The organism is Arthrobacter sp. SDR-2R, assembly GCF_057747955.1.
Map to the genome: position 1 here is coordinate 1,495,555 of NZ_CM173231.1, position 25,675 is coordinate 1,521,229.

The window sequence follows — 25,675 nt, forward strand, 5'->3', positions numbered from 1 at the left end:
GACCATCTACAAACCCGAGGACCTAGGAACGCGAGTGAAGAGTCTAATCAAGAAAATGCTGCCCGTAAGCACCTTCAGGTTTCTAGCGCGCAGTAGGGCAAAAGTGATACTTGGGAAAGAAGCTGGTATCGATGCGTGGAGGTTTGCCAGGTTTGCTGGACCACCGGACAACGGACTGAGCACTCGGCTGTCGGCGGTCAACATTGAAGCGCAACTTACAAAGGATGCGCATCGTATAGAAAAGGGTCTCGCCCTAGGCGCTCCGAGACGACCTTTTGGTCTAGCGGTCGGAGCTCGGCTAACAGAACTTCTGGAGATCTCGTCTAAGTCTTCCTCTCCTAGCCCTCGCATCAGAGATGAAGCGCAGACCGCGCTCGAAGCGCTCGATCACTGGAATGCAGAGGGGGTTGTCGAGAAGGAAATCGCTCCGCAAGGTGAGGAGCTTCGCGCACAAGATATTGCGGATCTTAGGAGCTTCTTCGCGTCACGCCGGAGCCTGAGGAACTATGACCCGCTTAGGTTAGTTGATAAATCCGACATTGATTTAGCGATCGAGCTGGCGTCAAACACGCCATCCGTATGTAATAGGCAATCGGCTCGACTTCATATATACCAAGGTCAGCAGCAGGTGAGTGAGTTGTTGAGGCACCAAAATGGAAATTCCGGTTTTGGTGCGGATGTTAGCAATCTTGCCGTTGTATCCGTTGAATGCGGATTGTTTGCTGGCCCTGGTGAACGAAACCAGCGATGGATAGACGGCGGTTTGTTCGCCATGTCCTTCGTTTGGGCGTTGCACGGAATGGGCGTGCATAGTTGCATGTTGAATTGGTCAATGACCAATAAGGCTTCAAGTAACCTTCGCAAAGATGGAAATATCCCTGCGAGCGAGGACATAATCTGCTTAGTCGCATTTGGGTATCCTACTGACGGTGGTTACAGAATAGCCCGCTCCGTCAGACGGCCGGTGACGGAAATTGCGCGGCATCATTGATGGAGAATACCGATGGGCGAATGACCGCGCGTGCGTAGAAAGATTCTAGCGGTCGGGCTTCCGGCACTTGCGCAGGTTGTTGCAAGTGCATCCAGCCTCATTGTATCTGTGGCGGCGGCGCGTGGCTTGGACGTAGTCTCATTTGGGCAGTTCGCAATACTCTTTGCCATATATACGATAGTTTCTGGCCTTGTAAGAGCTTATAGTTCTGAACTCCTTGTTTATAAATACTCAGCAATCCTAAAAGCCGAACTCCAAGGAGCGGTTCACGCATCAACCTCAGCCGTCATCCTGATGGGCCTCTGCCTGACCGTTATTTGCGCAGGTCCGATGATTTTTCAGATGCCGGGCTGGGAATCCTACATGATACTTGCTAGTGCCATAGTCCCGCTACTCGTAAGGGAGCACGTACGCGTAGTTTTGACGATTGAACGTCGGGGCGGGATGGCCTTCTTTCTCGAACTGCTATTCGTTTTTCTTATGATTCCAACTCTCCACCCAGCACTTTCGTCCAGCCTCCCCATGATCATGACCGTTTGGAGTGTTGGCTCCTGGATTACAGCTCTCTTGGCGTTTGTTAGAGCAAAAATTCGCTTTACGCTTGCTGGTGGACGTTTCTGGATCCGTACTGAAAGACGCGATGGAAGATTTTATGCGGGAGACTTTCTGGTCACTAACGGCATGAATCAAGGTACAGTGTTCGCGGTTGCCGCCCTAGGAACGATCGCGGCGTCAGCGGCGATTCGTTCCGTACAGGTCTTGTTGACGCCAATTCTGTTGGTCACGCGGGGACTCTTGGTCGCCGTTGGGCCCGAGGCAAGACGCGCGGCTGCTGCAGGGAACACATCCTTGCTTGCGAAGCTGTCAGTAGGTTATGCAGCAAGCGTGGCCATCATGTGTGCCTTCGCGGTATTCGTCGTGAATACCGTTCCGGAGTCGTGGGTTCGAATTATACTAGGGGACTCAACCCCCTTGGCGCTGGATCTCTTTTTACCAGCAGCCTTGGCGGTTACATCGCTAGGTGTCGCGAGTGGGGCCGCCCTCGGGCTTCGGGCACTTGGCGAGATCAGGCTGACATTTCTGTGGAAGATTATTTCAGCGCCAGCATCTCTTCTTGCTGTTATCGCAGGAACATACTTTGCAGGTGCTTCAGGGTCTCAGCTTGGTTTGATGACAGGTGAGGTTATTCGGGGTAGCGCTAACTGGTTTTTGCTGCGAAGGACTCTCAAAAGTCCCGGTGGATTTCGATAAAAGCGAGGTTTTATGTTGAAAACATTCTTAAGGTTTGCTGCCAAGAAGGTGCGAGCCTCTTATATCTATCTATACTCTCAATTTGCCGTAGACCGGATTTCGCTGGTTAGTTTTAAGGCGCCGAAGAAAAGAGCGGCCACAAGTTACCACCTACACCTCCCTGCTACGGGAGGCGGAAACATAGGTGATCAAGCAATGTTGGATGCTTATTTGCAATCCGTTGCGGGACGAGTTGTCTTGGTCTTGGAAAAGCCTGGTGCCTTAGTTGTGAGCGAATCCGACAAGTCTAGGGTTTCGATTGTTGTGCTCCCCGGTATTGTCTCTTCCGCAGCGTGGTTCCGGATTAGGCAGATGCGAAGATTTGTCACGCTATTGGCGGAAGCCAAGTCGTTTTCAATTGCCGGGGCTGATGTTATGGATGGGCTCTACAACGCATCGCAATCTATTGCTCGAATAAGCATGCTTAGGTTGGCTAATGCCCGGTCGGTTCCTTCCTCAGTTTTAGGTTTTAGCTGGTCAGATGCTGCTGTGCCCTCTGTTGTCACCGCTCTCCGGTCATTGCAGGGCGAAACCAAATTGTATGCGCGAGACCCGAAATCCGTCGAGCGACTTGCGCGGCACCGCATCAACGGGGTCATCCCAGTCGCGGATGGCGTTTTCAGCCTTATGCAATTGCAGGACGCTCCAGAGGTCGCGGAATGGATTGAGGCGCAGTTGCAGTCAGAAAATTCAATCGCAGTAGTAAATGCTAGTGGCCTTATTGGTGCGAGAGTGGACCAGCTTGCCGAGTACTCCATTTTCCTTGAAAAATTGCATGAGCTTGGATTCTCTGTGCTATATCTTCCCCATGTTATTAGACCTGGGGATGACGATTTGGCTGAGTGCCGCAGAGTTTTTCAGGAACACGCTAGACCTGTCGATTTCATTGTCGAACGTGAGCTGGCACCAAGTCAGATACGACAAATTGTTGGCTCAGCTACCATTGTCATTACTGGCCGCATGCACTTGGCGATCATGTCTCTCTCTCGACAAACTCCGGTGATCACGCTGGGTACCCAAGGTAAGGTTGAGGGCCTCTATGAAATGTTCGACTTGCTACCATTGCTTATCTTTCCCGAAAAGGGTTTTGGTTCTAACATTCGTCGAGTCGTTGTCGAGGTTCTGCGTGATGAAGTTCACTTCCGCAGTAAGATCGAATTAGCACTACCTACGGTTCGTGAGTTAGCAAGTTTGAATTATCGGCATTTCTCTGCATCCCCGTCTCTTTGTGACGGCTCCAACGTTGCTGTCTGATACTTATGAGGACCATAAATGGGGTATAGACCTAACCGTGGCTTGGCGGTCGTTGAGCGCGATTCATTCGCTAATGTAGTTGCTTTCCTCTTGATTCTTGTTCCTGCATTATCGGGGGTCAAGAGAGGGCTTCTTATTCCAGGCCTGAAGCTCTCAGACTTGTTAGTCATAGTTTGCCTGGTTCTCGTATTGCTGGGTTGGGGCTTGCGTAGGCGAGCCTTTGACCTTCTCGGTCTATTTTTGCTCGCTTATGCTTGCCTTCATGCCCTGTTCACTCTGATCAATTTTTCGCAACGCGTTGAGCTTGAATTAGACTTGCTACCGAAAGAAGTCGTTGGGGCGGCTCAGTATTTTTTGATGTACTTTATTGCCTTTGCGTGTGGCCAGCGTTCGGGCACTATCAACATCTTTATTCGATGGCAGCTACTAATTGGCGCATGCGTTGCCACAATCGGGGTGATGCAGCTCTTCAATATTGGGCCAGTTCGGGAATTCCTCACCTTGATCACTGGAAATCCCGAGATTGCTCACCCCCTTCCTTGGAAGACATACCGAGCCTCAGGCACGTTCGTGAGTTGGCACGCGCTGGGGATGTATCTGGCAATTTCGGCGGTTATTGGTTTCGCCGTGCTCTTCCGCGGGCAGCTGAGCGATCGTCAGCGCCACCGCGTGATGTTTCAACTTCTCTTGATTGTTGTCGGACTTCTGTGTTCATTGACCGCCACCCCAATTTTTCTCTTCGTTCTGGGAGTACTCTTTTTCCTCAGGCGATCTCGGATTAACAAGTACGCTCCACTTTTGCTTGTCGGGTCCGTGGCCATTGTTCTCGCCACTCCTTTGGCTGGAATGCTTGAGATGCGTCTTGAGGACCAGGTCGAGCCTGTTAGTTCCGAGTACTCTTGGCTTCCGCAGACCGTCGCCTATCGGCTAACTGTTTGGGCGAGGGATTATGGCCCCATAATAACGGGCAATATTTGGGATGGGTACGGACCTCTCGGCGAATTTGATACGTCTGCGTTCAAATATACAGAGTCCATGTATGTGTCTCTCCTGCTCGCTGGCGGTATTTTGCTCCTGTTTTCATTCCTTGTGCTGCTTCTTGCGGCCACTGTGAGAATGAATTGGATACGTAAACGTCTACCTATCGAAGGAAATATTCTTCCTCAGGCGTTAGCCTCAGCTATGTTTTTGACAACAGTATTCTTGGTCCCTGCTATGTTTCTACATCCTTACCTTTCGGATGCCGGCGGCGCTCCCCTCTATTTCGTTTTTCTTGGTCTGGTAAGCGGGGCGGCTGATAGTGTGAAGGTGGTTTTGGTGGAGGAAGGTGCTAGTCGCGCGGAACGCGATATGGGACTGCCCCCGGTTTTGTTGACTCCTTGACCTAGCGAGCTTGTGCTCGTGGAAGGATGTTGAGCATGCCCACGGCTTATGGGGCGGAGTTCCGCCAGGATGTTATTGATGTGGCCCGGAAGGGCGAGGCGCCGCTGACGCAGATTGCGAAGGACTTCGGACTGTCTGTCACGACACTCAAGCGCTGGATCGCCATCGCCGAACGAAAAGAAACCGGTGCCGGCCCGGCGGCGGCGGAGTCGGCCGAGATGCGGGAGCTGAAGAAGCGCAACCGCCTGCTGGAACAGGAGAATGAGATCCTGCGCCGGGCGGCTGCCTATCTGGCCAGGGACATCAACCCAAAATGATGTACCCGCTGGTCACGGATCTTGCCGCCGACGGTGTTCCCGTGGCGGTGACCTGCAGGGTATTGGGATTCAGCAAGCAAGGCTATTACCGGTGGAGGGCCAGTCCGGTGACGGAACGCGATTGGGTCGATGCGCACCTGGTCAACGCCGCCTTGGACATACACGCCGATGACCCGGCATTCGGGTACCGGTTCATCGCCGACGAGCTCCCGGAGAAGGGCATCGTGGCGGGTGAGAACAGGGTCCAGCGGCTGTGCAGGGACCACCGTATCTGGTCGGTGTTCTCGAAGAAGCGGGGCCTGAACCGCAGACCCGGGCCGCCCGTGCATGACGACCTGGTCGATCGGGATTTCACCGCCGCAGCTCCGAACGAGCTGTGGCTGACGGACATCACCGAGCACCCCACTGCCGAGGGCAAGCTCTACCTCTGCGCGGTGAAGGACGTTTATTCCGGCAGGATCGTCGGCTACTCGATGGACTCGCGGATGAAGTCCTCGCTGGCCGTCGCCGCACTGGAGAACGCGGTGCGCTCACGCCGCCCGGCAGGGACAGTGGTCCACTCGGACCGCGGGTCCCAGTTCCGGTCACGCCGGTTCGTCGAATCACTCCGGCACCACGGGCTCACCGGATCGATGGGCAGGGTCGGTGCGTGCGCGGACAACGCTGCGATGGAATCGTTCTTCTCGCTGCTGCAGAAGAACGTCCTGGACCGTCAGCGGTGGCTCACCAGGCAGGAACTCCGGCTCGCCGTCACGACCTGGATCGAACGGACCTACCACCGCCGGCGACGGCAAAGACGGCTGGGCAAACTCACGCCAATCGAATATGAAACCATCAACCGGACCGCGCTCACAGCGGCCTAAGACCCCAGGTCAACAAAAGCCGGGGCAGTCCCTATCCAAAGGTTTTCGGCATACCCTTTCAGCTAGGTCCAGGCTTTGCGAGTCATCAGAATTTTTCTGCTCGACGTACCCTGAGGCATGCCGCAGCGTAAATAGGATGTGTGCCTGCCAACAGGCGGCATGCCTTTGTTCAAGCTTATTTGGTTATGGAAGGGCTTGGACGGCCCGTGGTTACACTGATGGGAGTTGGACGTCCTAGAGCTTCACAGGAGGTACGGGACGTCCTAGAGCTTCACAGGAGGTACGGAGAGAAAATGTCGGAATGGCTCGAAGTCGGCACGGATAACTATGTACTAGCAACTGAAGGATCCCTGCTAAATACCGGCCTGATCATCGGTTCAGTGCGCGCGATGGTCATCGACACCGGGTGCGGACCTCGTCAGGGGCGTCAAATCTTAAACGCCGTCCGTGAGAAGACGGACCTGCCGCTCGTCGTCGTAAACACGCACGCCCACTACGACCACTTTTTTGGTAATGCAGTGTTCGCTGAGGCCGGCGTTACCGAGTTCTGGGCGCACCAGAACTGTGCCACCGAGATCGACCAGCGGGGTGATGTGCAGCGGAAGCACGTTGGAACTCTGGAGCCTGAGATGGCCGCCGGTGAAGGTGAGGACGTCGAACTCGTGGTTCCCAACGCAATCGTCAAAGACCAGCCTGTCCTCGTCGACCTTGGTGGTTTGACAGCAACGTTGTTTTGTCTGGGCCGCGGACACACTGACGGTGACCTTTTGGTTGGCACTTCAACCACTCTCTACGTCGGCGACCTCGTGGAACAGGGTGCCCACCCTTCCTTTGAAGACTCTTACCCCGAGGAATGGGCGGACGTGCTCCGGCACATCTCCGCACTGCGCCACCGCTACGAATTCCTTATTCCGGGGCATGGAAAGCCTTGCAGTGATCAGTTCGTCAAGACCATGGCCAACACTATGACGACGGCCGTCCGGCAGGCCTGGCAGTCCATTCGGGATACGCCCAATGACGCGACCAAGGCGATTCCCGTCCTGCCATACGGCCCCGAGCAGTCCCGGTGGTTCATTAAGCGGCTGCAGGAAACCCGGCTCAAACCCCAGGAAGCCTCGTAACGGTACGTCTTTCTTGAGGAAATCTTGAGGTGGACCTCCACGCAGTTGACCCCATGGTGGTAGGTGCTGCCGGGAATGATGAAAGAACAAGACAAGGCGGCTTTCCTTTGTTTTGCTGACAGTCCTCGCGTTTATTGCAGGCTGGACGCGCAATGTTGTCCAAGATCACTGGTCTAGAGGCTTAAGTCCCGCTTTAGACGTAACTTGTGAATCGATATGCCACGTGATTAGGTTCGAGACGATGGGGATCACTTTGACCAATGGAGGCTGTTGTGGCTTTTTCGGACTACGCCTTGGCGCTGAGCGCTCTGCTCGGCACCCTGCTGATTCCTTTCACTGTCCTGTACCAGCTGCTGCGGCTCAAGCGCCGCGCACTCCGGAGCCCCGTCCGGCCCGCGCCCCGAGGTAATCAGCGCTGACCATGCCGTACGTCGACATCAATCCCCACAAAGGCCGTCCCAGGTGGGTGGGCTACATCATTCTTGCCATTCTCCTGGTGCTCACCGCAGCGGTGGTTTCTGTCGCACTCATCCACCACTGACCAGCGGATACTGTGCAGGAGCTCCTAACCGGACCCCCTAGACTTATTGATTGAACCAGTGCCGCAGAACCGTTTGCCGAAACGTCCGGGGGACAGACATGCCAAATCCGGCGGATCAAAATGCAGGCGCCCAAGCAGAGGATGCAGGGCAGCCGCAGCTGCGCCGACGCCGCGATCTTCGTCGTGCCGACGGCTCACCTCAGGATGCCTGGACAGGAACCATGCCAGCAGTAACCCCTTCCCCTTCCAGTTCAAACGAAGCAGGGACGCCGGCTACCCGCCGGACGTCGTGGGCGGAAGCGGCGGCCGCAGCCGACGCCACCAAGCCGTCGCGCGCACCGTCGCCTGCGCCCGCGGCTCCTGCGCCGCCGGCCAAACAGCCCGCCGCGGATCCCATCGCGTCTGTTGCTTCCGCTGCGCCAGCCGCTGCTCCGGGTGACGTGGCTTCCGAAGCTGCCGCACCGCCATCGGACGCTCCATCTTTCCGCCGCAGCCGGCCTACTGTTGCGGACGCGATCGCCGACAGCCCCATGCCGGACTTCATCAGCTCGCCGGGACTATTCGTCAAGGAGCAGAAGCCCCGACCCAGGGGCGGCATCCGTGGGGTGCTTTACACCCTGACCGGTGGTGCCTGGAACTTAGGTCCCGGACCCAAGCAACGGCAGGAGGACGAGTTGGGCCGCCGGATTTCCAGGCAACTCCAGGGCAGCTATAACACCGCGATCCTGAGCCTTAAGGGCGGGATCGGCAAGACCTCCACCACCGTTGGTGTGGGCCTGACCCTCGCAGAGTACCGCGGCGATGCACCCTGTGCTATCGATGCCAACCCCGACTCGGGCGACTTGGTGGAGCGCGCGCTGGGCGAGGGCATTTACCAGCAGGCCAGCCCGCGCACGATCACTGACCTGCTGGAGAACATCGAGTCCATCGACTCCCTGACCGCGCTCGCCCGGTACATGCACCATGCTGGCCGGCTGCACCTGATCGCGGGGGAGCAGGACCCGGAGGTCTCTGACTCGCTGACGGCTGAGGAGTACTTGCGGATCCGCAAGCTCATCGCCAGCTACTACTCCGTTGCACTAACCGACTGCGGAACCGGTGTGACCCACAACGCGATGAGCGGGATCCTGCAGTCGGCTGACAACCTGGTCATTGCTGCGGGGTACGCGGTGTCCGGCGCCAAGCGGGCCCGCAGCACGCTGCAATGGTTGGCCAGTCACGGGTATGAGGACTTGGCCCGGAACGCCATCGTGGTGATCACGGACAAGGACGAGGTGTCCTCCCGGGTGGATAAAGACGCGATCGAGGAGCACTTGTCTGGCATCTGCCGCGAACTCATTGCTGTGCCGCATGACCGTGGTGTGGCCGACGGTGACTTGGTGACCCTGGACGTTCTGAAGCCGGAGACTCGACGGGCTTACAAGGAAATTGCCGCTGCCATTGTGGACGGGTATCTATAGGAGTATGTGATTCCGTACACCTCGAACAGCTGCTGCAGGGAGCTTATCCGGCCTATCCGACCCCTATCATTGGGGGCATGAGGCTACATTCTTGGACTATCAATAGCATCGCCGCGTCACCTCTAATTCCGATGAAGGCGCGGTGGGCGATCCTCAGAGCAGCAGGGGTAAAGCTCGGGCGCTCACGCATTGCCCATGGAGCGATCATCTCGGGGGACGCTACTCGCCTGAACATCGGAGACGGGGTCTTCATCAACGCTGGCGCGGCGCTGTTTCCGACAGGTGGGATCAGCATCGGCGACAGGGTTTCCCTCGGGCCCCGCGTGACGGTTATGACCGGAACACATGACATTGGGCCCTCCACTAAACGGGCTTCCGAGCCGACCAAGTTCTCCGGCGTTACCATCGGGGCGGGGTCCTGGCTCGGTGCCGGCGTCATCGTCCAGCCCGGCGTGACCATCGGTGAGGGTTGCGTGGTGGCTCCTGGTGCCGTCGTTACAAGGGACCTCCCGGCTGACGGCCTTTATGCTGGCGTCCCCGCACGACTGGTCCGCAGTCTTTCCGAGGTACCTGCCGGGTAGACTTGCGCCAGGTCTCAATAGGGGGAAATCTTCATGTCTCAAAAGACGGCACTTCGGCACGCTCAAGGGCGGCCATCATCGGCCGCGAAGAAGGGTAAGTTCCGTCCCGACATTCAGGGCCTGCGTGCGTTTGCCGTCCTCGCTGTGATAGCAAGCCACCTTATCGGGTGGCCTGCAGGCGGTTTCGTCGGGGTGGATGTCTTTTTTGTCATATCCGGGTTCCTCATCACGTCGTTGCTGCTCCGGGAAAAAGAGCGGACAGGAACAATCTCCTTCACCAATTTCTACAAGCGCCGCGTCAAGCGGATTCTTCCGGCATCCTTACTTGTGCTGGTGGCAACGGTAGCCGTTGCGTACTGGGTACTTCCGAAAGCGCGTGCGGCCGAAACCTTTGGGGATGGTATATGGGCGCTCCTTTTCGCCGGTAACTGGCGTTTTGCGGTAGACGGGACGGACTACTTCCAAGAGGGAACGCCGCCTTCTCCCCTGCAGCACTTCTGGTCCTTGGGTGTTGAAGAACAGTTCTACTTTGTGTGGCCATGGTTGATGCTGCTGATCTTCTGGCTCACAGCGAAGCGTGCGATTGAGAACGGGCGGACGTACGTCGGCTGGGCAATGATGGCCATCGTGGTTGCATCCTTCGCGTGGGCGATGTTGGAGACCGCGACGAACCCTACGTGGGCTTACTTCTCCACATTCTCGCGTGCATGGGAGCTGGGTGTCGGAGCGCTGGTTGCCGTAATCTCTCCGGTCCTCACCCGCATACCGAATGCACTACGCCCGGTGCTTGGTTGGGTTGGGCTCATCGGAATGGTCGCATCCGCTTTAGTCGTAAACGCCGTAGTCGGCTTCCCCGCACCGTCCGCAGCCTTGCCGGTGATCACAACCGCGCTTGTGATCGTCGCCGGCACCGGTGGTCCAGTGCGATTTCTCTTTCCCTTGACTAATCGTGTCAGCGGGTACATCGGAGATATCTCCTATTCTCTGTACCTCTGGCACTGGCCCGTCATCATCCTGCTCGTGGCCTTTATGCCCAACGACAACGTCGCGTACTACCTAATTGCCCTTGGGTTGAGCCTGGCACTGTCGGTCACGTCCTACCATTTTGTTGAAAATCCGATTAGGAACTTTGACTTGGCGGACTTCAGGAAGAGGACCAAGGCCCAGGGCGGGATAGTCCTTAGCAACCGTGCCGCCGTGACTTTACTGTCAGTACTCGCTGTCGTAGCGGTAGCGGTATCTGCCGCCGCCATCATGAAGACGGCACCCGATCCCGCAATCGCCGCGGCACCCATGCCTACTACCGTGGCGTCAGGAGCGGCGGACACCGCCGCCGGCAACCGAACGCTATGCCTCGGCGCCGGAGCGGTTTCTCATTCGGATGTGTGCAAGGGGAAGCTGGGCGAATCGATTACGCCCAGCATTGACACCTTCGCCGCCGATACGGGCGGAGCCTACAAGTGCTGGAGGCAGAATGGGGAGACCTTCAAAGACTGCACGCTAGGTTCCACCGCCCCCTCCGCAACAAGGATCGCAGTCATCGGCGACAGCCACGCGGCGTCGCTGCTCCCGGCGCTTATTCCGATAGCCATCGAAAAGAACTGGAAGCTTGACGTCTATACCGGTGTCGGCTGCCAGTGGATGGACCTCTGGGACGGGTCAGACTGCCAAGCTTCAATCCGTACGGTGCAGGAAAGGCTTCTCAATGGTGACAAGTACACGGCAGTCATCACGACCGCGGCCAGGACCAAGACAGGCAATAGTCCGGCGGATGCCAGCCGGCGGTTCGCTTCGTTCTGGTCTCCCGTCGCGGCACGCGGCACCAAGATCATTGCCGTGGGTGACGTTCCAAGCGTAAGCGAGGGGGCGCTGTCCTGCCTTACCCGCGTGGGTTTCAAAGTGAACGGTAACGACTGCGGCACGAAGCGTGATGAGGCTCTCGGTACGAATGACGCCTTGATTGACGCGGTGGACTCGGTAAGCAACGCAGCGCTGGTAGACGTCACAGACTACTTCTGCTTTGACCAAACATGCCCCGCTGTCATTGGAAACGCCATTGTCTATCGCGATGCCGCTGGCCACGTAACCGGCACCTACATGCAGTCGCTTGCGCCTGTCCTGAAAGAACGTATAGCCAAGGCGCTGACCTGACCGAAGGCATGGAATGAATGCTATAAACCCACCTGGATCGGCTGGGGGGGGTGATTGCCGCGTCCATCGTGTCCGCCGCAAGGCCCTCAGCCGCCTTCCCTAAATCAGGTTGTTGTCGATGGAGTCGAGGTTGACAACTCTGTATCGACCCTTTTCCGTGACCCACAAAGCGGCTTAGGTGGCGGAATAGATGCAGCTGAGACGGTGTGGCCGATGGAGACCTGGTGACCCTTGACGTGCTGAAGCCGGAGACCCGGCGGGCGTACAAGGAAATTGCCGCGGCAATCGTGGACGGGTAACGGTAAGACAAAAGAACTGCCCGCCTCCGAGGGAGGCGGGCAGTTACCTGGCAACGCTTTCAGTTCTTCTACACGAGCAGGCCCTCGGGTACGGCTGACGTGCTGCGCCCTGCAAAGATGCTGCTGTCGAGGTCCGCAACGGATGACTTGCCCACGAACCCCATGGCCCCCTTGAGCTCGTCCTGGAGGATTCCGAACACCCGGTCCACCGCCGGCTCCCCGCCGGTGGCAAGGGCGTAGGCGAATGGGCGCCCGGCCAGTGCTGCCTTGGCGCCCAGCGCCACTGCCTTGACGATGTCGTGGCCGCGCCGGATGCCGCCGTCGAGATAGATCTCCGCCCGGCCGCCGACGGCGTCCGTGATGGAGGGGAGGACATCGATGGTGGCGGGCTGGGAATCGAACTGCCGGCCGCCGTGGTTGGAGACGAAGATGCCGTCCGCGCCCTCGTCCACGGCCCGGGCCGCGTCCTCGGCGTCCATGATGCCCTTGATCACCAGGTTCCCCTTCCACTCGGACCGGAGCCTGGCGAAGTCATCCCAGGTGGCGCCCGGGTTCTTGTTGGTTGCCATCCAGTTGTTCATCTCGTCCATGCGCAGCGGGCGGCCGTTGATCTGGTAGTTCCCGTAGGTCATCTTCCGGCCGGTGAGCCAGCGCCACAGCCAGGCCGGGCGGGTGGCGGCATTGAAGTAGTCCGCCACCGGCGGGCGCGGCGGCATGGACAGTCCATGGTGAAGGTCCCGTTCGCGCTTACTGGAGGACCCGACGTCGCCCGCCACCACCAGGGTCTCCACCCCCACGGCCCTGGCCCGGTTGATGTAGCTGGCGGTTTCCTCCGGATCCTTCCAGAAAGCGATCTGCGCCCACAGGTTGTTGGGGGCCACGTTGGCCACCTCTTCCAGCGAGCAGCCGGCCCACGCGCTGTGGATGAAAATCGAGCCAGCCCTTACCACGGCCCGGGCAACGGCAGGATCCGAACCCGGGTGGAAGATGGTGAGCATGCCCATCGGTGCCACCATCAGCGGCAGCGCCAGGGAATGGCCCAGCACGGTGGTGGATGTGTTCAGGCCCCGAAGGTCCACCATTGACCGTTGGCGAAGCATCAGGGCATCGAACCGGTCCTCGTTGGCGCGCATGGTGGTCTCGTCCAGCGCGCCGCCCTCCAGGTAGTCCGAGATCATTTTCGGAAGCTGTTTCCGGGAAGCCTTGCGGTAGTCATCGATGCTGACAATCCATTTGTTTCTCAAGGGTCCTGCTCCAATGTGAAGGTCTAGATTACTTTCGCCAAGAATTGTTTGGTGCGTTCGTGCCGTGGGTCGCGCAGGACGGTCCGGGGGTCGCCCTGCTCCACGATGCCGCCGCCGTCCATGAAGATCAGGTGGTCGCCCACTTCACGGGCGAAGCCGATCTCGTGCGTGACCACGATCATGGTCATCCCGCCGTCAGCGAGCTTCCGCATCACGTCCAGCACCTCGCCCACCAGCTCCGGATCCAGGGCCGATGTGGGCTCGTCGAACAGCATCAGCCGTGGCTCCATGGCCAGTGCCCTGGCGATGGCCACGCGCTGCTGCTGGCCGCCGGACAGGGACGCCGGGTAGGCATGCACCTTCTCGGAAAGCCCCACCCGCTCCAGGAGGATCCGGGCCCGGTCCTGGACGGCCTTCCGGTTCTCCCTCTTCACCCTGACCGGCGCTTCGCAGATGTTCTCCAGCACCGTCATGTGGGGGAAAAGGTTGAAGCTCTGGAAGACCATGCCGATGTTCTCGCGCATCCTCGCCGCCTCGGCGTTGTTCTGCGCGTGCAGCCGGCCTTTCCTGATCTTCACGCCAACCGGCTGTCCGTCCACAAGGATGTATCCGCCGTCGAGCGTTTCCAATTGGTTGATGCAGCGAAGGAACGTGGACTTGCCCGAGCCGGACGGGCCGATGATGCAGGTCACACTGCCCTTGGGGATGGTGAGGTCGATGCCTTTGAGGACTTCGAGGTCGCCGAAACTCTTGGTGACCCCCTGTGCTTCGATCATCACGTCACTCATGGCCGGGCCTCCTCTGGTGTGGTGCGGGGGTTCGCCGCCTTGGGCTTGCGGGGCCGCCGGGGGCTGCGTCCGGAGGTGATACCGCCCCGGTTGAAGTGCCGTTCAATGAAGAACTGCCCAAGGCTCAGAACGCTGGTCACCAGCAGGTACCACATGCTGGCGGCGATAAGCAGGGGAATGGTCTTGAAGTTGGCGCTGTACACCAGCTGCGCGGAATAGAGCAGCTCGGGGAAGGCCAGGACGCTCACCAGGGAGGTGGTCTTCAGCATGGAGATGGTCTGGTTGCCCGTTGGCGGGATGATGATCTTCATCGCCTGCGGCAGGACGATCCGGGAAAGTATCGCGAACCGGCGCATGCCCAGTGCCGTGGCCGCCTCCGTTTGTCCACGGTTGACGCTCAGGAGCCCTGCCCGGACGATCTCGGACATGTAGGCACCTTCATTCAGGCCCAGGCCGAGGATTGCCGCCATGAAGGGGGTGATGAGCACGTTGGCATCCACCGAGAAGAACTCGGGCCCGAACGGCACGCCCACCGCAATCCGTGGGTAGATGGCGGCGATGAAACCCCAGAACAGGAGCTGGACGAAGACCGGCACCCCGCGGAAGAGCCAGACCAGGAACGCCGCGGTCCCGGCCACAATGGCGTTCGGGGCGAGCCTGGCCAGCGCCAGCAGGACGCCGACGACGATTCCCACAGCCATGGAGATGGCCGTCAGTCCCAGCGTCCGCAGGAGGCCTGTGAACAGCCGCTCCGAGGTGAACCAGCCGAAGACCACGTTCCACTCGAACCGCGGATTGGTGACGAGGGAGTAGCCCACCAGGAAGATCGCGAACAAGACGATTGCCGCCGTCAGCCACAACCCTCCGTGGCGCTGGTGCGGACGGCCCAGGAGAAGCTGGCGGTCCAGCGCGTCACCGGCGGGTGCCTTGGCGTCGGGTTCCGTGGCTGTGTTGGCCATGTGGCTACTGCGCTTTGTTGAAGGCGAAGTCAGAGATTGCACCGGTGCCCACGCCCCACTTGTCCAGGATCTCCTTGTACTTGCCGCTCTTTGCCAGAGACTCCATGCCGAGCTGCACCGCCTTTTCCATGCCCGCGCCCTTCTTGAAGCCGATGCTGACGGGGGAGACGTCCTTTTCGCCGAGCAGTTCGATCTGGCCGCCCTGCTTGATGGCGTAGCCCAGGGTGGGTCCGTCGATGTAGACCGCATCAATGCGTCCAGCCGTCAGTGCGAGATTGGGGGCCTGCATATCGGGGTAGGTCATGGCCTCGATGGCTGGGCTGCCGGCGGCGGTGCACGCCTGGGAAAGGGCAGGCAGGCGCTTGAGGTCCTGGAATGAACCCTTCAGCACGCCAACACGCTTCCCGCAGAGTGTGTCCAGCGCGAGGTGCTGCGGGTTGCCCGGAGCCACACCAATGCCGCTGCCTGACTGGTAGTAGTCCACGAAGTCAAGCACTTTCATGCGTTCCGTCGAGGGGGACATCTGGGAAATGGCCATGTCGAACTTGCCGGCAGCAATACCGGGGATGATGCCGTCGAAGGGGCCGCTCTTGACCTCCGTCTTCAGGCCCAGCGTCTGGCCGAGGGCCATGGCAATTTCCGGGTCAATACCTTGAATGGTTGTCCCGTCGGCGGCCATGAAGTGCAGAGGAGGTGAGCTCTGGCTCATGGTGACGGTCAGCGTTCCCCTGTCCCGCGCATCCTTGGGGAGGGCTGCGGCGGCGGCTTCGTCGACTTTGACGGCCTCCGCGGAGCTTGGGCTTTTAGGGGCATCGGACTGGGCTGAGCTGGTCATTTCGGGGTTGGAGCACCCGGAGAGAAGCACACTCGCCATGGAAACTGCGGCGACGGTCACCAACATCGATCGAAACTGAATCATCTACACGCCTTCGGAAGTGGGGGAGGAGGGGTGGTAGGAGAGCTTCCAACCTTGATGGGCAGCTTGGCTGTGTTACAGATCACTTCGCTGTCCGGTATCATGTACCGTACATCATGCACGATTTTCTGCAAACACCCTTTTCGCCGTGTTTGGTTTGTGACGACGCGCTCGTGGGAGTGGTGTTACGGCTGCATGCGACTGACCGAAAAATTCACATAGGATTCCGAAATGAACGCCGCTTCGCCTGAAGAAGAAGTCCTGATCCCCGGCAGGCCCATGCTGGTCGACCAGGTGTTCGAGGCCATCCTGTCCCTGTTGCTCGACGACAAGATCTCCACCGGATCCCCGTTGAGCATTGATGGATTGGCCAAGCGCTTCAAAGTTTCTTCGACTCCAGTACGGGAAGCCCTGGCACGCCTGGAAACCACCGGCATGGTCAGGCGGGAAGCCCTGCGCGGCTACAAGGTTGCGCCGGAGCCCACCGCCAGCGACATCGCGGCGCTTCTGACGTCGCGTCAGATCCTCGAGCCTGCATGCACCAGCATTGCCTGCACCAACTCAACACAGGATCTCGTGGCTGACCTGGAAGGATTCCACCGCGACCTTGAGGCGTCACGCCATGGCGGCGACACCTTCGCGGGGTACCGGGCCTACTGGAAGGCCGATGAAAACTTCCACCGGCGGATCGTGGAGGCAACGGACAACGAGTTCCTGCTCCGGGCCTACGGGTCCATCGAGGGAAGCATCCAGCGCTTCAGGCTGATGGTGCACAACGACATGAGCGGTGACCACACGGTGCAGGAGCACCAGGCCATCATTGATGCCTTCAAGGCCGGGGACTGCGCAGCGGCGACGGCCGCGATGAACAACCACATCGAGGGGATCAGGTCCCGCTCGCTAAGCCTGACGAAGTTCGGCCAGCAGTAGGTCTCTGCCGGCCCTTTGGTACGGTGCGGCTGGCTCCCTGGTGCGTGCCGCCGTCGTACTTCTGCCGCGCCCAAACCCGCCGCCCCTGCTGCCGTTTGCTCCGGGTGCATGAATAATACGGAGTGCTGGGAACAGCGGAAGTGCGGCCGCAGGCGTCTGCCTGCGGACGACGGCGGGCGAAGGAACTGGACATGACGAGGTCACACCGGAGCGAACGGCACGAGCCCGAAACGAGCGTGGAGCTGAACCCTTTGTTCAGCCGGCCGGGGGAGTCCACCCTCTTTCCGCGCTTCACCATCCCGGACGGGGAATCGCTGCCGGGCACCGCCTACCAGGTGGTCCACGACGAGGTGATGCTGGACGGCAACTCGCGCCTGAACCTAGCCACGTTCGTGGGGACCTGGATGGAACGGGAAGCGTCCCAGCCGTACGCGGAAGCGTTCGACAAGAACATGATCGACAAGGACGAGTACCCGCAGACCGCGCTGATCGAAACCCGGTGCTGGCGGATGCTCGCGGACCTGTGGAACGCCCCGGACCCTGCGGCGGCCATCGGCACCTCCACCATCGGCTCCTCCGAAGCCTGCATGCTGGCCGGCCTGGCCCTCAAACGCCGCTGGCAGCACCGCCGCCGGGCCGAGGGCAAGCCCACGGACGCGCCGAACATCGTCCTCAGCTCCGCCGTGCAGGTGTGCTGGGAGAAGTTCTGCAACTACTGGGAGGTGGAAGCCCGCTATGTTCCCGTGTCCAGGGAACACCCCACCCTGGACGGCCATGACCTGGACCGCTACGTGGATGAGAACACCATCGGCGTGGCGGCCATCATGGGCGTCACCTACACCGGCGCCTACGAACCCGTGGAGCAGATCTCCGCCGCGCTGGACCGCATCCAGACTGCCACGGGCCTGGACATCCCCATCCACGTGGACGGCGCCTCCGGGGCCATGGTGGCACCGTTCCTGCAACCGGAACTGGTGTGGGACTTCCGGCTCCCCAGGGTGGCCTCCATCAACACCTCCGGCCACAAGTACGGCCTGGTGTACCCCGGCCTGGGCTGGATCGTCTGGCGGGACCAACAGTCCCTCCCCGACGACCTGGTGTTCCACGTCAGCTACCTGGGCGGGGACATGCCCACCTTCGCCCTGAACTTCTCCCGGCCCGGCGCCCAGGTGCTGCTGCAGTACTACCTGTTCCTCCGCCTGGGCTTCGCCGGCTACAAATCCGTGCAGGCCAGCTCCCGTGACGTTGCCCTGTACCTCTCCCACGAGATCGGGAACATGGACGCCTTCACCCTCTGGAGCGACGGCTCCGACATCCCGGTCTTCGCCTGGCAGCTCACCGACGGCCACACCAGGAACTGGGACCTGCATCACCTGTCCGAACGCCTGCGCATGAACGGCTGGCTGGTCCCGGCCTACGCCCTGCCCGAAGGGCTCAGTGGCATCACGGTGCAGCGGATCGTGGTCCGCAACGGCTTCACCCGGGACCTCGCCTCCAGCTTCCTTGACGACCTCAAGAAGGAAGTGGCCTACCTGGACGCCCTGACGTCGCCCATGCCCACCGACAAGCACAAGGAAGCGTTCCACCACTAGGTATCGCTGCCCGCAGATTGAAGTATCTGGTTACTGGTCCAATTTTCCGGCCAGGCGCATAACCTTCATCCATGCTGAACACCATGCTTCGGAGCCTTCGACCCAAGCCAAAATGCAAGGTTTGCGGCTTGGACCTGCCTCCAACTCCCTCTGCGCTGTTTTGCTCCCGCGACTGCTACGACCGCTATCAGGCCATGGATCACACATCCCGCCACTAGCCCGTTGCCGGGAGGAGCGCTCCATGTGCCGGTTGTTCGGGCTCCATGCCGGATACCGGCCCGTCCGCGCCACCTTTTGGCTCCTTGACGCCCCGGACAGCCTGTCCGAGCAAAGCAGGAAGGAGCCCGACGGCGCCGGGATCGGCACGTTCGATCCCGACGGCGGCCCGCGGGTCACCAAACGGCCGCTCGCCGCATGGGAGGACCACGCCTTCGCCCGGGAGGCGAGGGAGCTGCGGAGCACCACCTTCCTGGCCCACGTCCGGTACGCCAGCACAGGTGCGCACACCCTGGTGAACACGCACCCGTTCGAGCAGGACGGCCGGCTGTTCGCCCACAACGGCGCCTTCCACGGACTCGACCGGCTTGACGCGCGGCTGCGTGAGTTCGGCGTGGCGGAACTGGTGCAGGGCCAGACCGACAGTGAGCGGCTCTTCGCCCTCATCACGGCAGAGAGCCGCAGGGCCGGGGGGGACGTGGCCGAGGGCATCTCCCGGGCGGTGGGCTGGGTGGCCGCCGAGCTGCCCGTCCTGGCCCTGAACATCATCGTCACGACGGCCACCGACCTCTGGGTGCTCCGCTACCCGGCAACCCACCCGCTGTACGTGCTGGAACGCGACCCCTTAACTGAACCCGCTCCGGTGGCACCGCTGGACGCCAGAAGCCCCCGGATCCACTCCCGAAGCACCGAACTGGCCGAGTCCCGCTCCGTGCTCTTCGCCACCAAACGGATGAACCAGAACCCCGGCTGGCGTCCCATGGCGCCGGGGGAGCTGGTGCATGTTGGCCCGGACCTGGCGGTGACGTCCACCTTCCCCTTCCCGGACCAACCGGCCCACCCGCTCACGCTCGCCGACCTGGAACCGTCCGCGGCGGCGTCGCAAATGCCCTGACGGTGTATCTCCGGAAGGCGCGGCTTACGTGGACGGTGCCGCGGCAGCCTTCTTCGCCAGCGCCTGGGCCATCTTCTGCACCTTGGCACCGTAGCCGCCGTTGATGGCGGTGTCCTTGATCTTGTTCGCCTGGGCATCCAGGTCCGCCGGGGCGGCGTTCTTGAGTGCGGTCAGGTCCGCCTGGAGGTTGGCCGGGAGCTTGGCGAACAGCTTGGGGTGGTTGATGAGCTGGTCGGCCACCTTCTGAAGCCCGGCGCCGGGATTGTCCGAGTTGAACGCGGTGCGCAGCTCCTGGCGCAGGCCGGCCAGGCCGGTGGCCGCCTTCTCCAGCGCTTCGGCTCGCTTCTGGATCTCGGCACCGTACCCGCCGGACAGGGCGGTGGTCTTGATCTTGTAGGCATCCTTCACGCGGTCCGCAGGTGCGGCGTCCTTGAGGGCTGTCACGTCCGCCTGGAGGGCAGCGGGGAGCTTGGCGAACAGCTTGGGGTGGTTGACCAGCGCCGCGGCCGCTTCCGCCGCACGGTCCCCGGCGGCCTGCGGGCTGTCAGCGTTCAGGGTCAGGAAGGCCTTCAGGCCGCCGGCGCCCTTTGCTGCCTTGACGTCGCTGGATGCAGCGGTTGAGGTTGCAGACACGGATGTTGGGCTGGGGGATGCGGACGCGGCACCCACGCCCGCGGCGGCCATGGCACCGGCGGCCAGGACTGCTGCCGCTCCGACGCCGATGCGGGCCCTCATTGACGGAATTGATGGCTTCACCACGATGTGTTCCTCCAAATGTGCGCGTGGGTCCACCCGACGGGTTGGACCGGCAGGGTTCACTGTAGGACCGCAGGCTGGGGAAATGCTGAATGCCGCTCCTGCACCTTTATCTCCACCTTTATCCGGGCGCGGATTATGCTCGGCCTATGAAGATGCGTGATCCCCGGGCGAAGCCTGTTCCTGCCGGCAAACCGGGTTTTTGGCAGCAGCGGACGTGGCTGTGGATTGTCGCCGCGGGATTCGACGTGTACATCCTTGGTTTCGTCATCGGGTTGCAGCCGTCCGGCCCGCTCTGCGGCAGCCCGTTGCTTCCCAACAGCCGCGCCGCAGAACTGGCTGACCTGGAAGAGGCCGGCAGAGGGGCCGCGGCCACGTGCTACCGGACCATCGACTCCGATTCCGTGCCCGTGTGGAGCCTCATGGCCCTGGGAATCGGCCTGGTTCTGCTGGGAGTGGTGGTCCGGATAGTCCGTATCCGGCTTTTCGCCGGCGCTGCCGACGCCGTGAAGGCCGGCTAGGTGCGGTAGGCACCCAAAGACAGGAAAGCTCCCGGCCTGCGCCGGGAGCTTTCGTGTGTTTGCCGAAGGGACGGATGGTGCCCGCTACTCCGCGAGCTTGGCGACGGACTGCGCCCAGATGAAGAACTTGTTGGTGCCCAGGTCCTTGACGGTCTTGATGTTCAGCGCCTCTTTGAGCTTCTGCGCGTCGCTTTCGGACAATCCCTTCAGCGCCTCCACGGGCGCCTTCGCCAATTCGTCGATGCCCTTGTCGAGGTACTCCTTGTCGAACTTTGCGTTGATTCAAGCCATAGTGTCCTCCTGGTGCTCGGATGGGTCCTGACTGTGCTCTGGGGCACAGTGGTCATTCAACCACGAACGGACGCACGCGCCGCCGTAGGCGGCTTCTTGACCGTGGCGAGCAGGAAAACGCCGGCGACGGCGGTGGCCCCGGACAGGAGGAACAGGACGATTGCCAGCGGGGGTGCTGCGTCCGCCTCGCCCAGGATGGTGATGCCGATGGCGACGGCGACGAGGGGATCGATGACGGTCAGGCCGGCCACCACGAGTTCGGGGGTTCCCCTTGTGTGGGCGTTCTGGACCAGGAAGCTGCCGGCCAGGGCGGCGATGAGCAGGCCTGCCAGGCATGTCAGCGACAACCACTCGAAGTCGCCCTGGAACAGCCGGGCGATGACGGTCTTGGCCAGGGCCGCGACGAACCCGAAGAGGATCCCGGCTCCGGCGGTGAACACCACGGCACCCGACCTGTGGCGCCACAAGGCGAAGGCCACGGCAACACCGGCCAGGACCACGGCGAGCACGATCAGGATGGTGATCAAGTGCCGGTCGCTGACCTCCACGTCCTCCGCGGACAGCGCCGCCACGGCAACGAACACACCCACGCCGCCAACGCATAACGCCACTGCGGTGAGGGCCCGCCGCCCGGGGGACCGGCGGGTCATCCGGGCCGTTGCCAGGGTGGTGACCACCAGGGCGATGGCGCCGATGGGCTGCACGACGATCAGGGGCGAGAACCGCAGGCTGGTGAGCTGGAGGAGGATGGCGGCACCGAGCATCCCCGTCCCGGCCAGCCCCACCGGCCTCCGGACCAGGGCCTGCAGGCGTCCGCCGCCCATGCTGCCCGCCGCGCGCCCGGCTGCAGCCGGCTGGTCTTCCACGGCACGGTGCTGGAACAGTGTTCCCAAGGCAAGCAGGACGGCGCCGGCCGCGGCAATCGGGATGCCCAGCCAGTGGTAGGACGACAGCGCGGACACGGCCGCAGCCTGCTGGATCATGATCAGACCTTACCCAACCCGGACCCGGCTACCCACCCGGGCGGCCACCCGCCGTCGTGCCTCTTGCCCTGTTACAGCCTGCCCGGCTACAGCAGGCTGGGCCGGCTGGCGAGGATGTAGTCCACGGCCGCAGGGCCGGTCATGCACAAATCCGGCCACTCGTTCCGGCCGCCGCGGTGCTGCTGCAGGTACCCTTCCTGCCGTACGGCTGCCCACAGCGACGCGGTGGGGCCGGGCTTCCGGGCATTGAGCAGGCACCAGCTCAGGTACAGCCCGTACAACTCGTCGTCGCTGAGGCCCGGCTGCTTTGCGGGGACGGGGACAAGGCATTCGGACAGGAACTGTCGATGATTCGGGGCGCTCATGTTTGGCCCTTCAGCCGGGTGCGGCCGTATGCTCACACATGCTGCATTCGTAGCCGCGGGTGCCCTGGATGGGTCCGCTCCCGGCATTCCTTTTGGCCCGGAAATCGGCCCATACTTTGCCGTGTGCCACGCCGCCCCCAGCTTGCTTATTACTGGGTCTACACCTAAAGTCTACAGTGTAGAGAAATTGTCGACATGGTTTTAGTCAAGGGATCAGAGTTTGCATGGCCGCTACGGCTGCTCACACATATCCCAGGAGAACTACATGTCCCCCCTTCTCCTCCCACCCCACGTTTGATTTTCCCTGCCGGGCACTCACAGCTCCCCGCAAACCCGCCCGGTGCACTGTGCAAGGCTCCGGGTTTGAACCGCTGTAGCCGAACGGCGAACAACTGCACCTTGTTTGAAAAGAGCCACCATGGCGCAATCACAGTTCGACCAGTTCCTCACCGAAGCCACCTGCCCGGACCACGACTCCGGGAGCGGCCTTGACGACGACACCCTGTACGGCCTCTACACCAGCTGGTGCAACCTGTCCCAGCAGGAGCCGCAGGACGAGCACGTCTTCTTTGAGGCGATGAGCCGACGCGTCCGCCCCGACGCCTGCCTGCGCATGACCGGACCGGCGGCCGCCGACTACATCCTGTGCAGCTACCGGGCCGTGGTGTGACAGTCCTCGTCACCCAGGCCTCCAACAGCTACGTGCCCAGGCACACCCTCCAGCCCCACGGAAAACGCCCGTGGTGCTCCCACTGCGACACGGACCTCCACCTGTTCGTTGACTCGCCGCCCGTCCTGAACCCCCGCGCCTCAACAGTTGCTGTGGCCATCCACTGTTCCCAGTGCCGCCATTCCCGGGTCCTGGAGACCACGGCAGAGCACGTGGCGGCGCTTCCCGCGCACACCCCCATTCCGCATGAAACGCAAGGAATTTCACACCCATGATGAACAACACCCATACCCCGCACGGCCCCGCTGCCGCCCGCGAAGCCCGTGCCGCCGTCGAGCATTTTGACCTCACGCCCGCCGGCCTGGCCGACGCGCCTGCCCAGCAGCTGGACCTGGACAGCCTTGTCCACACCGGCAACAGCTAGGAACCGGCGCATGGGCACGCCGCGGACCTTCGACGCCGACACGCAGGTCACCGTCCATAGCGCACCTGCCGCGCTGGCCACTTTAGGGTAGGAACCGCTCGATGGATTTGAACTTGAAAAGGACTGCCGGTGCACGCCGCAACCGACCAACCACCCGCCGCTGAACCCGCGCGCCGCCCGATGCACCTGCCCGGCATGCGGCCCTGCCTTACGCCCCGGATTGTCGCCGCCGGCGGACTGACCTCACACGTGTACTTCCTTGCCGGCCCTGCGGGTTCCCCGCGACCGGTCTTCGTGCTGCTGCACGGCATCGGAATGTCGCACCGCTATTACCGGCGGCTGCAGGCGCTGCTGGCCCGGCACGGGGACACCTACGCCGTGGACCTCCCCGGCTTCGGCGGCACCCCCACCCCGGACCGGCAGCTGTCCGTGGCCCACTACGCCGCACACACGGCTGCGGTGCTGGAAAAGATGGGTGTTTCCCGCGCCGTGGTGGTGGGGCACTCCATGGGCACCCAGTTCGCCACCGAGCTGGCGGTCCAGCGGCCGGACCTGGTGTCCCATGTGGCGCTGCTGGGCCCGGTAGTGGATCCGACCCGCCGGACCGTCCTGGAGCAGTCCCTGGCCCTTGGCCTGGACGGGCTGAAGGAGAGCCCGCTGGGCAATGCCATCGTGTTCACCGACTACATCCGGTCCGGGCTCCGCTGGTACCTGACCGAGCTGCCCGTCATGATGGGCTACGACCTGGACGCGCGGCTGGCCCTGGTGAGCCAGCCGGTCCTTGTGGTCCGCGGCTCCCGCGACCCCATCGCCCCGAGGGACTGGTGCGAGAAGCTGGCCGCGACGGTCCCCAACGGCACCTTCCTGGAAATCCCCGGCAAGCCGCACATCGTCCAGCACGGTGGCGCTGCCGGGACCGCGGCGGGGATCCTGGGGCTCGCCCGGGCTTAGTTCCCGGCACCGGGCCACTCCCTCCCCGACGCGCAAGCGCATTTTCGACGCGCGGGTTCATTTTCGACTCGCATCTTCCCGGGCGCAGGCCATATATGGGCCGCGAAATGGAACCTGCGCGTCGGAAACGTCGAGGTTGTCCCTTCGCAAAACTAATAATCATGCTTACTATTGTGTGGCGCGGGCTGTCCGCTGGGGGCAGAGCACCCGCGCCGCACCGGAGGTCTCTCAAGCATGGACAATGAAATGCGTCCCCTCACTGATGAAGAACTGATGTCGGAACAGGCCACCGCGCTTCCGGACAAGGAAGTTGCATCAGTCCTGGACCTGAACGCTGACCTGGACCTTGGCATTAACGCCGCAGCACCCATCGACCTGGCCGTAGCCGCCAACGCCAACGTGGCGGCACCGATCGACGCAGCAGCCTCGGCCAACATCCTCTCCTTCGGCTCCGACGCGCAGGCACTGTCCAGCCAGGACGCCGTCATCGACCAGGGCATCACTGCCGACGCGAATGCGGACTCCACGCAGGACAGCGTCATCGGCCAGGCTGATGGCACGGCGGACGGGGGTACCACCGACACCGGAACCACGGACGGGACCACGGACGGAACGTCCGGTTCGGTAACGGTCCCCTCCGGCACCGGCGGGCTGACGGATGCAGCGGGCGCCCTGAACGGCAACCTTCTGAACGTCGACGTAAACCTGGACGCCGACGCCGCCATCGCGGCACCCATCAACGGTGCCGTGGCCGCCAACGCCAACGTTGCCGCTCCCATCGACGCGGCGGTGGCCGCGAACATCGGCTCCATCGACAGCCAGGCCTACGCCATCTCGGACCAGAGCGCCACCATCTCGCAGCACATCGACGGCGAGGCCAACGCCACGGCCGATCAGCAGTCCGACCTGCAGCAGTAAGGCAG

At 61.6% G+C, this 25,675-nt stretch carries 27 protein-coding genes and 1 pseudogene; 20 read left to right on the top strand and 8 right to left on the bottom strand.

The window, feature by feature from the left end:
• The first annotated feature begins 34 nt into the window (after nucleotides 1-34).
• The 11 genes and pseudogenes from AC3ANU_RS06905 to AC3ANU_RS06955 form a co-directional block, all read left to right on the top strand.
• Nucleotides 35-991, top strand: coding sequence for a nitroreductase family protein (locus tag AC3ANU_RS06905; RefSeq protein WP_488315720.1), 957 nt, complete (start codon nucleotides 35-37; stop codon nucleotides 989-991).
• A 30-nt stretch (nucleotides 992-1,021) separates the two neighbouring features.
• Nucleotides 1,022-2,242: an MATE family efflux transporter gene (locus AC3ANU_RS06910; protein WP_488315721.1), complete on the top strand. Its 1,221-nt coding sequence runs from the start codon at nucleotides 1,022-1,024 to the stop codon at nucleotides 2,240-2,242.
• Nucleotides 2,243-2,254: 12 nt separating this feature from the next.
• Entirely contained in the window at nucleotides 2,255-3,535 is a 1,281-nt protein-coding gene (locus tag AC3ANU_RS06915; protein ID WP_488315722.1) for a polysaccharide pyruvyl transferase family protein, read from the top strand.
• 42 nt (nucleotides 3,536-3,577) lie between these two features.
• The gene (locus tag AC3ANU_RS06920) at nucleotides 3,578-4,918 is read left to right on the top strand and encodes a hypothetical protein (RefSeq protein WP_488315723.1); all 1,341 of its coding nucleotides are present in this window, start codon (nucleotides 3,578-3,580) and stop codon (nucleotides 4,916-4,918) included.
• Between the two features lie 35 nt (nucleotides 4,919-4,953).
• Nucleotides 4,954-6,098, top strand: a protein-coding gene (locus AC3ANU_RS06925; RefSeq protein ID WP_488315724.1) for an IS3 family transposase whose coding sequence is annotated in 2 segments (ribosomal slippage) — nucleotides 4,954-5,230 and nucleotides 5,230-6,098 — 1,146 coding nt in all. Because the reading frame shifts where the segments join, the coding sequence is not laid out codon by codon here.
• Nucleotides 6,099-6,391: 293 nt separating this feature from the next.
• Nucleotides 6,392-7,219: an MBL fold metallo-hydrolase gene (locus AC3ANU_RS06930; RefSeq protein WP_488315725.1), complete on the top strand. Its 828-nt coding sequence runs from the start codon at nucleotides 6,392-6,394 to the stop codon at nucleotides 7,217-7,219.
• A 272-nt stretch (nucleotides 7,220-7,491) separates the two neighbouring features.
• Nucleotides 7,492-7,638, top strand: coding sequence for a hypothetical protein (locus AC3ANU_RS06935; protein ID WP_488315726.1), 147 nt, complete (start codon nucleotides 7,492-7,494; stop codon nucleotides 7,636-7,638).
• 343 nt (nucleotides 7,639-7,981) lie between these two features.
• Nucleotides 7,982-9,220, top strand: a complete 1,239-nt coding sequence (locus tag AC3ANU_RS06940) for a MinD/ParA family ATP-binding protein (RefSeq protein WP_488315727.1) — start codon at nucleotides 7,982-7,984, stop codon at nucleotides 9,218-9,220.
• A 332-nt stretch (nucleotides 9,221-9,552) separates the two neighbouring features.
• Nucleotides 9,553-9,801 carry an acyltransferase gene (locus AC3ANU_RS06945; RefSeq protein ID WP_488315728.1) on the top strand — a complete coding sequence of 83 codons (249 nt, stop codon included), beginning with the start codon at nucleotides 9,553-9,555 and terminating at the stop codon, nucleotides 9,799-9,801.
• Nucleotides 9,802-9,834: 33 nt separating this feature from the next.
• Nucleotides 9,835-11,952 carry an acyltransferase family protein gene (locus AC3ANU_RS06950; RefSeq protein WP_488315729.1) on the top strand — a complete coding sequence of 706 codons (2,118 nt, stop codon included), beginning with the start codon at nucleotides 9,835-9,837 and terminating at the stop codon, nucleotides 11,950-11,952.
• A 203-nt stretch (nucleotides 11,953-12,155) separates the two neighbouring features.
• Nucleotides 12,156-12,251 (top strand): annotated as a pseudogene (locus AC3ANU_RS06955) (MinD/ParA family protein); the annotation flags it as partial.
• A gap of 68 nt (nucleotides 12,252-12,319) precedes the next feature.
• Here the strand turns inward: AC3ANU_RS06955 and AC3ANU_RS06960 are convergent.
• The 4 genes from AC3ANU_RS06960 to AC3ANU_RS06975 are packed head-to-tail and all read right to left on the bottom strand — an operon-like array spanning nucleotide 12,320 to nucleotide 16,161.
• Complete coding sequence (locus AC3ANU_RS06960) at nucleotides 12,320-13,495, bottom strand: alpha-hydroxy acid oxidase (protein ID WP_488315730.1); 1,176 nt, start codon at nucleotides 13,493-13,495, stop codon at nucleotides 12,320-12,322.
• Nucleotides 13,496-13,518: 23 nt separating this feature from the next.
• Nucleotides 13,519-14,283: an amino acid ABC transporter ATP-binding protein gene (locus AC3ANU_RS06965; protein WP_018768728.1), complete on the bottom strand. Its 765-nt coding sequence runs from the start codon at nucleotides 14,281-14,283 to the stop codon at nucleotides 13,519-13,521.
• A complete protein-coding gene (locus tag AC3ANU_RS06970) occupies nucleotides 14,280-15,242 on the bottom strand; it encodes an amino acid ABC transporter permease (RefSeq protein ID WP_144600896.1) in 963 nt (320 codons plus the stop codon). The genes AC3ANU_RS06965 and AC3ANU_RS06970 overlap by 4 nt, the downstream gene beginning before the upstream one ends.
• Before the next feature lie 4 nt (nucleotides 15,243-15,246).
• Entirely contained in the window at nucleotides 15,247-16,161 is a 915-nt protein-coding gene (locus AC3ANU_RS06975; protein ID WP_488315731.1) for an ABC transporter substrate-binding protein, read from the bottom strand.
• Between the two features lie 228 nt (nucleotides 16,162-16,389).
• On the opposite strand from AC3ANU_RS06975, the gene AC3ANU_RS06980 reads away from it, so the two are divergent.
• The 3 genes from AC3ANU_RS06980 (at nucleotide 16,390) to AC3ANU_RS06990 (ending at nucleotide 19,791) form a co-directional block, all read left to right on the top strand.
• On the top strand, nucleotides 16,390-17,088 hold the full coding sequence (locus AC3ANU_RS06980; protein WP_488315732.1) for a GntR family transcriptional regulator: 699 nt from the start codon (nucleotides 16,390-16,392) through the stop codon (nucleotides 17,086-17,088).
• Between the two features lie 191 nt (nucleotides 17,089-17,279).
• A complete protein-coding gene (gene gad / locus AC3ANU_RS06985; RefSeq protein ID WP_488315733.1) occupies nucleotides 17,280-18,680 on the top strand; it encodes a glutamate decarboxylase in 1,401 nt (466 codons plus the stop codon).
• Between the two features lie 241 nt (nucleotides 18,681-18,921).
• Nucleotides 18,922-19,791: a class II glutamine amidotransferase gene (locus tag AC3ANU_RS06990; RefSeq protein ID WP_488315734.1), complete on the top strand. Its 870-nt coding sequence runs from the start codon at nucleotides 18,922-18,924 to the stop codon at nucleotides 19,789-19,791.
• A 24-nt stretch (nucleotides 19,792-19,815) separates the two neighbouring features.
• Here AC3ANU_RS06990 and AC3ANU_RS06995 read toward each other — a convergent pair whose 3' ends face one another.
• Nucleotides 19,816-20,550 (bottom strand): hypothetical protein, encoded by a 735-nt coding sequence (locus AC3ANU_RS06995; RefSeq protein WP_488315735.1) that lies wholly within the window; start codon nucleotides 20,548-20,550, stop codon nucleotides 19,816-19,818.
• A gap of 146 nt (nucleotides 20,551-20,696) precedes the next feature.
• Between AC3ANU_RS06995 and AC3ANU_RS07000 the strand changes: the two genes are divergently transcribed.
• Complete coding sequence (locus AC3ANU_RS07000; protein WP_488315736.1) at nucleotides 20,697-21,068, top strand: hypothetical protein; 372 nt, start codon at nucleotides 20,697-20,699, stop codon at nucleotides 21,066-21,068.
• Between the two features lie 84 nt (nucleotides 21,069-21,152).
• Here AC3ANU_RS07000 and AC3ANU_RS07005 read toward each other — a convergent pair whose 3' ends face one another.
• The 3 genes from AC3ANU_RS07005 to AC3ANU_RS07015 form a co-directional block, all read right to left on the bottom strand.
• Complete coding sequence (locus AC3ANU_RS07005; RefSeq protein WP_488315737.1) at nucleotides 21,153-21,302, bottom strand: hypothetical protein; 150 nt, start codon at nucleotides 21,300-21,302, stop codon at nucleotides 21,153-21,155.
• Nucleotides 21,303-21,415: 113 nt separating this feature from the next.
• The gene (locus tag AC3ANU_RS07010; protein WP_488315738.1) at nucleotides 21,416-22,342 is read right to left on the bottom strand and encodes a multidrug DMT transporter permease; all 927 of its coding nucleotides are present in this window, start codon (nucleotides 22,340-22,342) and stop codon (nucleotides 21,416-21,418) included.
• Nucleotides 22,343-22,428: 86 nt separating this feature from the next.
• Complete coding sequence (locus tag AC3ANU_RS07015; protein ID WP_134164006.1) at nucleotides 22,429-22,707, bottom strand: hypothetical protein; 279 nt, start codon at nucleotides 22,705-22,707, stop codon at nucleotides 22,429-22,431.
• Between the two features lie 418 nt (nucleotides 22,708-23,125).
• Here AC3ANU_RS07015 and AC3ANU_RS07020 point away from each other — a divergent pair, with 418 nt between their 5' ends.
• The 5 genes from AC3ANU_RS07020 to AC3ANU_RS07040 all read left to right on the top strand — a co-directional run bounded on the left by AC3ANU_RS07020 (nucleotide 23,126) and on the right by AC3ANU_RS07040 (nucleotide 25,670).
• On the top strand, nucleotides 23,126-23,377 hold the full coding sequence (locus AC3ANU_RS07020; RefSeq protein ID WP_223992441.1) for a hypothetical protein: 252 nt from the start codon (nucleotides 23,126-23,128) through the stop codon (nucleotides 23,375-23,377).
• Nucleotides 23,374-23,652 carry a hypothetical protein gene (locus AC3ANU_RS07025; protein WP_223992439.1) on the top strand — a complete coding sequence of 93 codons (279 nt, stop codon included), beginning with the start codon at nucleotides 23,374-23,376 and terminating at the stop codon, nucleotides 23,650-23,652. The genes AC3ANU_RS07020 and AC3ANU_RS07025 overlap by 4 nt, the downstream gene beginning before the upstream one ends.
• The gene (locus tag AC3ANU_RS07030) at nucleotides 23,649-23,801 is read left to right on the top strand and encodes a hypothetical protein (RefSeq protein WP_018768715.1); all 153 of its coding nucleotides are present in this window, start codon (nucleotides 23,649-23,651) and stop codon (nucleotides 23,799-23,801) included. Before AC3ANU_RS07025 ends, AC3ANU_RS07030 begins: the two co-directional genes overlap by 4 nt.
• A 129-nt stretch (nucleotides 23,802-23,930) precedes the next feature.
• Entirely contained in the window at nucleotides 23,931-24,752 is an 822-nt protein-coding gene (locus tag AC3ANU_RS07035) for an alpha/beta fold hydrolase (RefSeq protein WP_488315739.1), read from the top strand.
• Between the two features lie 246 nt (nucleotides 24,753-24,998).
• Nucleotides 24,999-25,670, top strand: coding sequence for a peptidoglycan-binding protein (locus AC3ANU_RS07040; RefSeq protein ID WP_235509847.1), 672 nt, complete (start codon nucleotides 24,999-25,001; stop codon nucleotides 25,668-25,670).
• The last annotated feature ends 5 nt before the right edge of the window (nucleotides 25,671-25,675 follow it).

Bases quoted from the DNA above. Each gene is read 5' to 3' on its own strand.
- AC3ANU_RS06945 (WP_488315728.1), top strand. From the start codon at position 9,553: ATGACCGGAACACATGACATTGGGCCCTCCACTAAACGGGCTTCCGAG.
- gad (WP_488315733.1), top strand. From the start codon at position 17,280: ATGACGAGGTCACACCGGAGCGAACGGCACGAGCCCGAAACGAGCGTG.
- AC3ANU_RS07010 (WP_488315738.1), bottom strand. From the start codon at position 22,342: ATGATCCAGCAGGCTGCGGCCGTGTCCGCGCTGTCGTCCTACCACTGG.
- AC3ANU_RS07040 (WP_235509847.1), top strand. From the start codon at position 24,999: ATGCGTCCCCTCACTGATGAAGAACTGATGTCGGAACAGGCCACCGCG.
- AC3ANU_RS06915 (WP_488315722.1), top strand. From the start codon at position 2,255: ATGTTGAAAACATTCTTAAGGTTTGCTGCCAAGAAGGTGCGAGCCTCT.
- AC3ANU_RS06965 (WP_018768728.1), bottom strand. From the start codon at position 14,283: ATGAGTGACGTGATGATCGAAGCACAGGGGGTCACCAAGAGTTTCGGC.
- AC3ANU_RS06940 (WP_488315727.1), top strand. From the start codon at position 7,982: ATGCCAGCAGTAACCCCTTCCCCTTCCAGTTCAAACGAAGCAGGGACG.
- AC3ANU_RS06950 (WP_488315729.1), top strand. From the start codon at position 9,835: ATGTCTCAAAAGACGGCACTTCGGCACGCTCAAGGGCGGCCATCATCG.
- AC3ANU_RS06975 (WP_488315731.1), bottom strand. From the start codon at position 16,161: ATGATTCAGTTTCGATCGATGTTGGTGACCGTCGCCGCAGTTTCCATG.
- AC3ANU_RS06930 (WP_488315725.1), top strand. From the start codon at position 6,392: ATGTCGGAATGGCTCGAAGTCGGCACGGATAACTATGTACTAGCAACT.
- AC3ANU_RS07000 (WP_488315736.1), top strand. From the start codon at position 20,697: ATGAAGATGCGTGATCCCCGGGCGAAGCCTGTTCCTGCCGGCAAACCG.
- AC3ANU_RS07020 (WP_223992441.1), top strand. From the start codon at position 23,126: ATGGCGCAATCACAGTTCGACCAGTTCCTCACCGAAGCCACCTGCCCG.
- AC3ANU_RS06990 (WP_488315734.1), top strand. From the start codon at position 18,922: ATGTGCCGGTTGTTCGGGCTCCATGCCGGATACCGGCCCGTCCGCGCC.
- AC3ANU_RS06980 (WP_488315732.1), top strand. From the start codon at position 16,390: ATGAACGCCGCTTCGCCTGAAGAAGAAGTCCTGATCCCCGGCAGGCCC.
- AC3ANU_RS07015 (WP_134164006.1), bottom strand. From the start codon at position 22,707: ATGAGCGCCCCGAATCATCGACAGTTCCTGTCCGAATGCCTTGTCCCC.
- AC3ANU_RS07030 (WP_018768715.1), top strand. From the start codon at position 23,649: ATGATGAACAACACCCATACCCCGCACGGCCCCGCTGCCGCCCGCGAA.
- AC3ANU_RS06970 (WP_144600896.1), bottom strand. From the start codon at position 15,242: ATGGCCAACACAGCCACGGAACCCGACGCCAAGGCACCCGCCGGTGAC.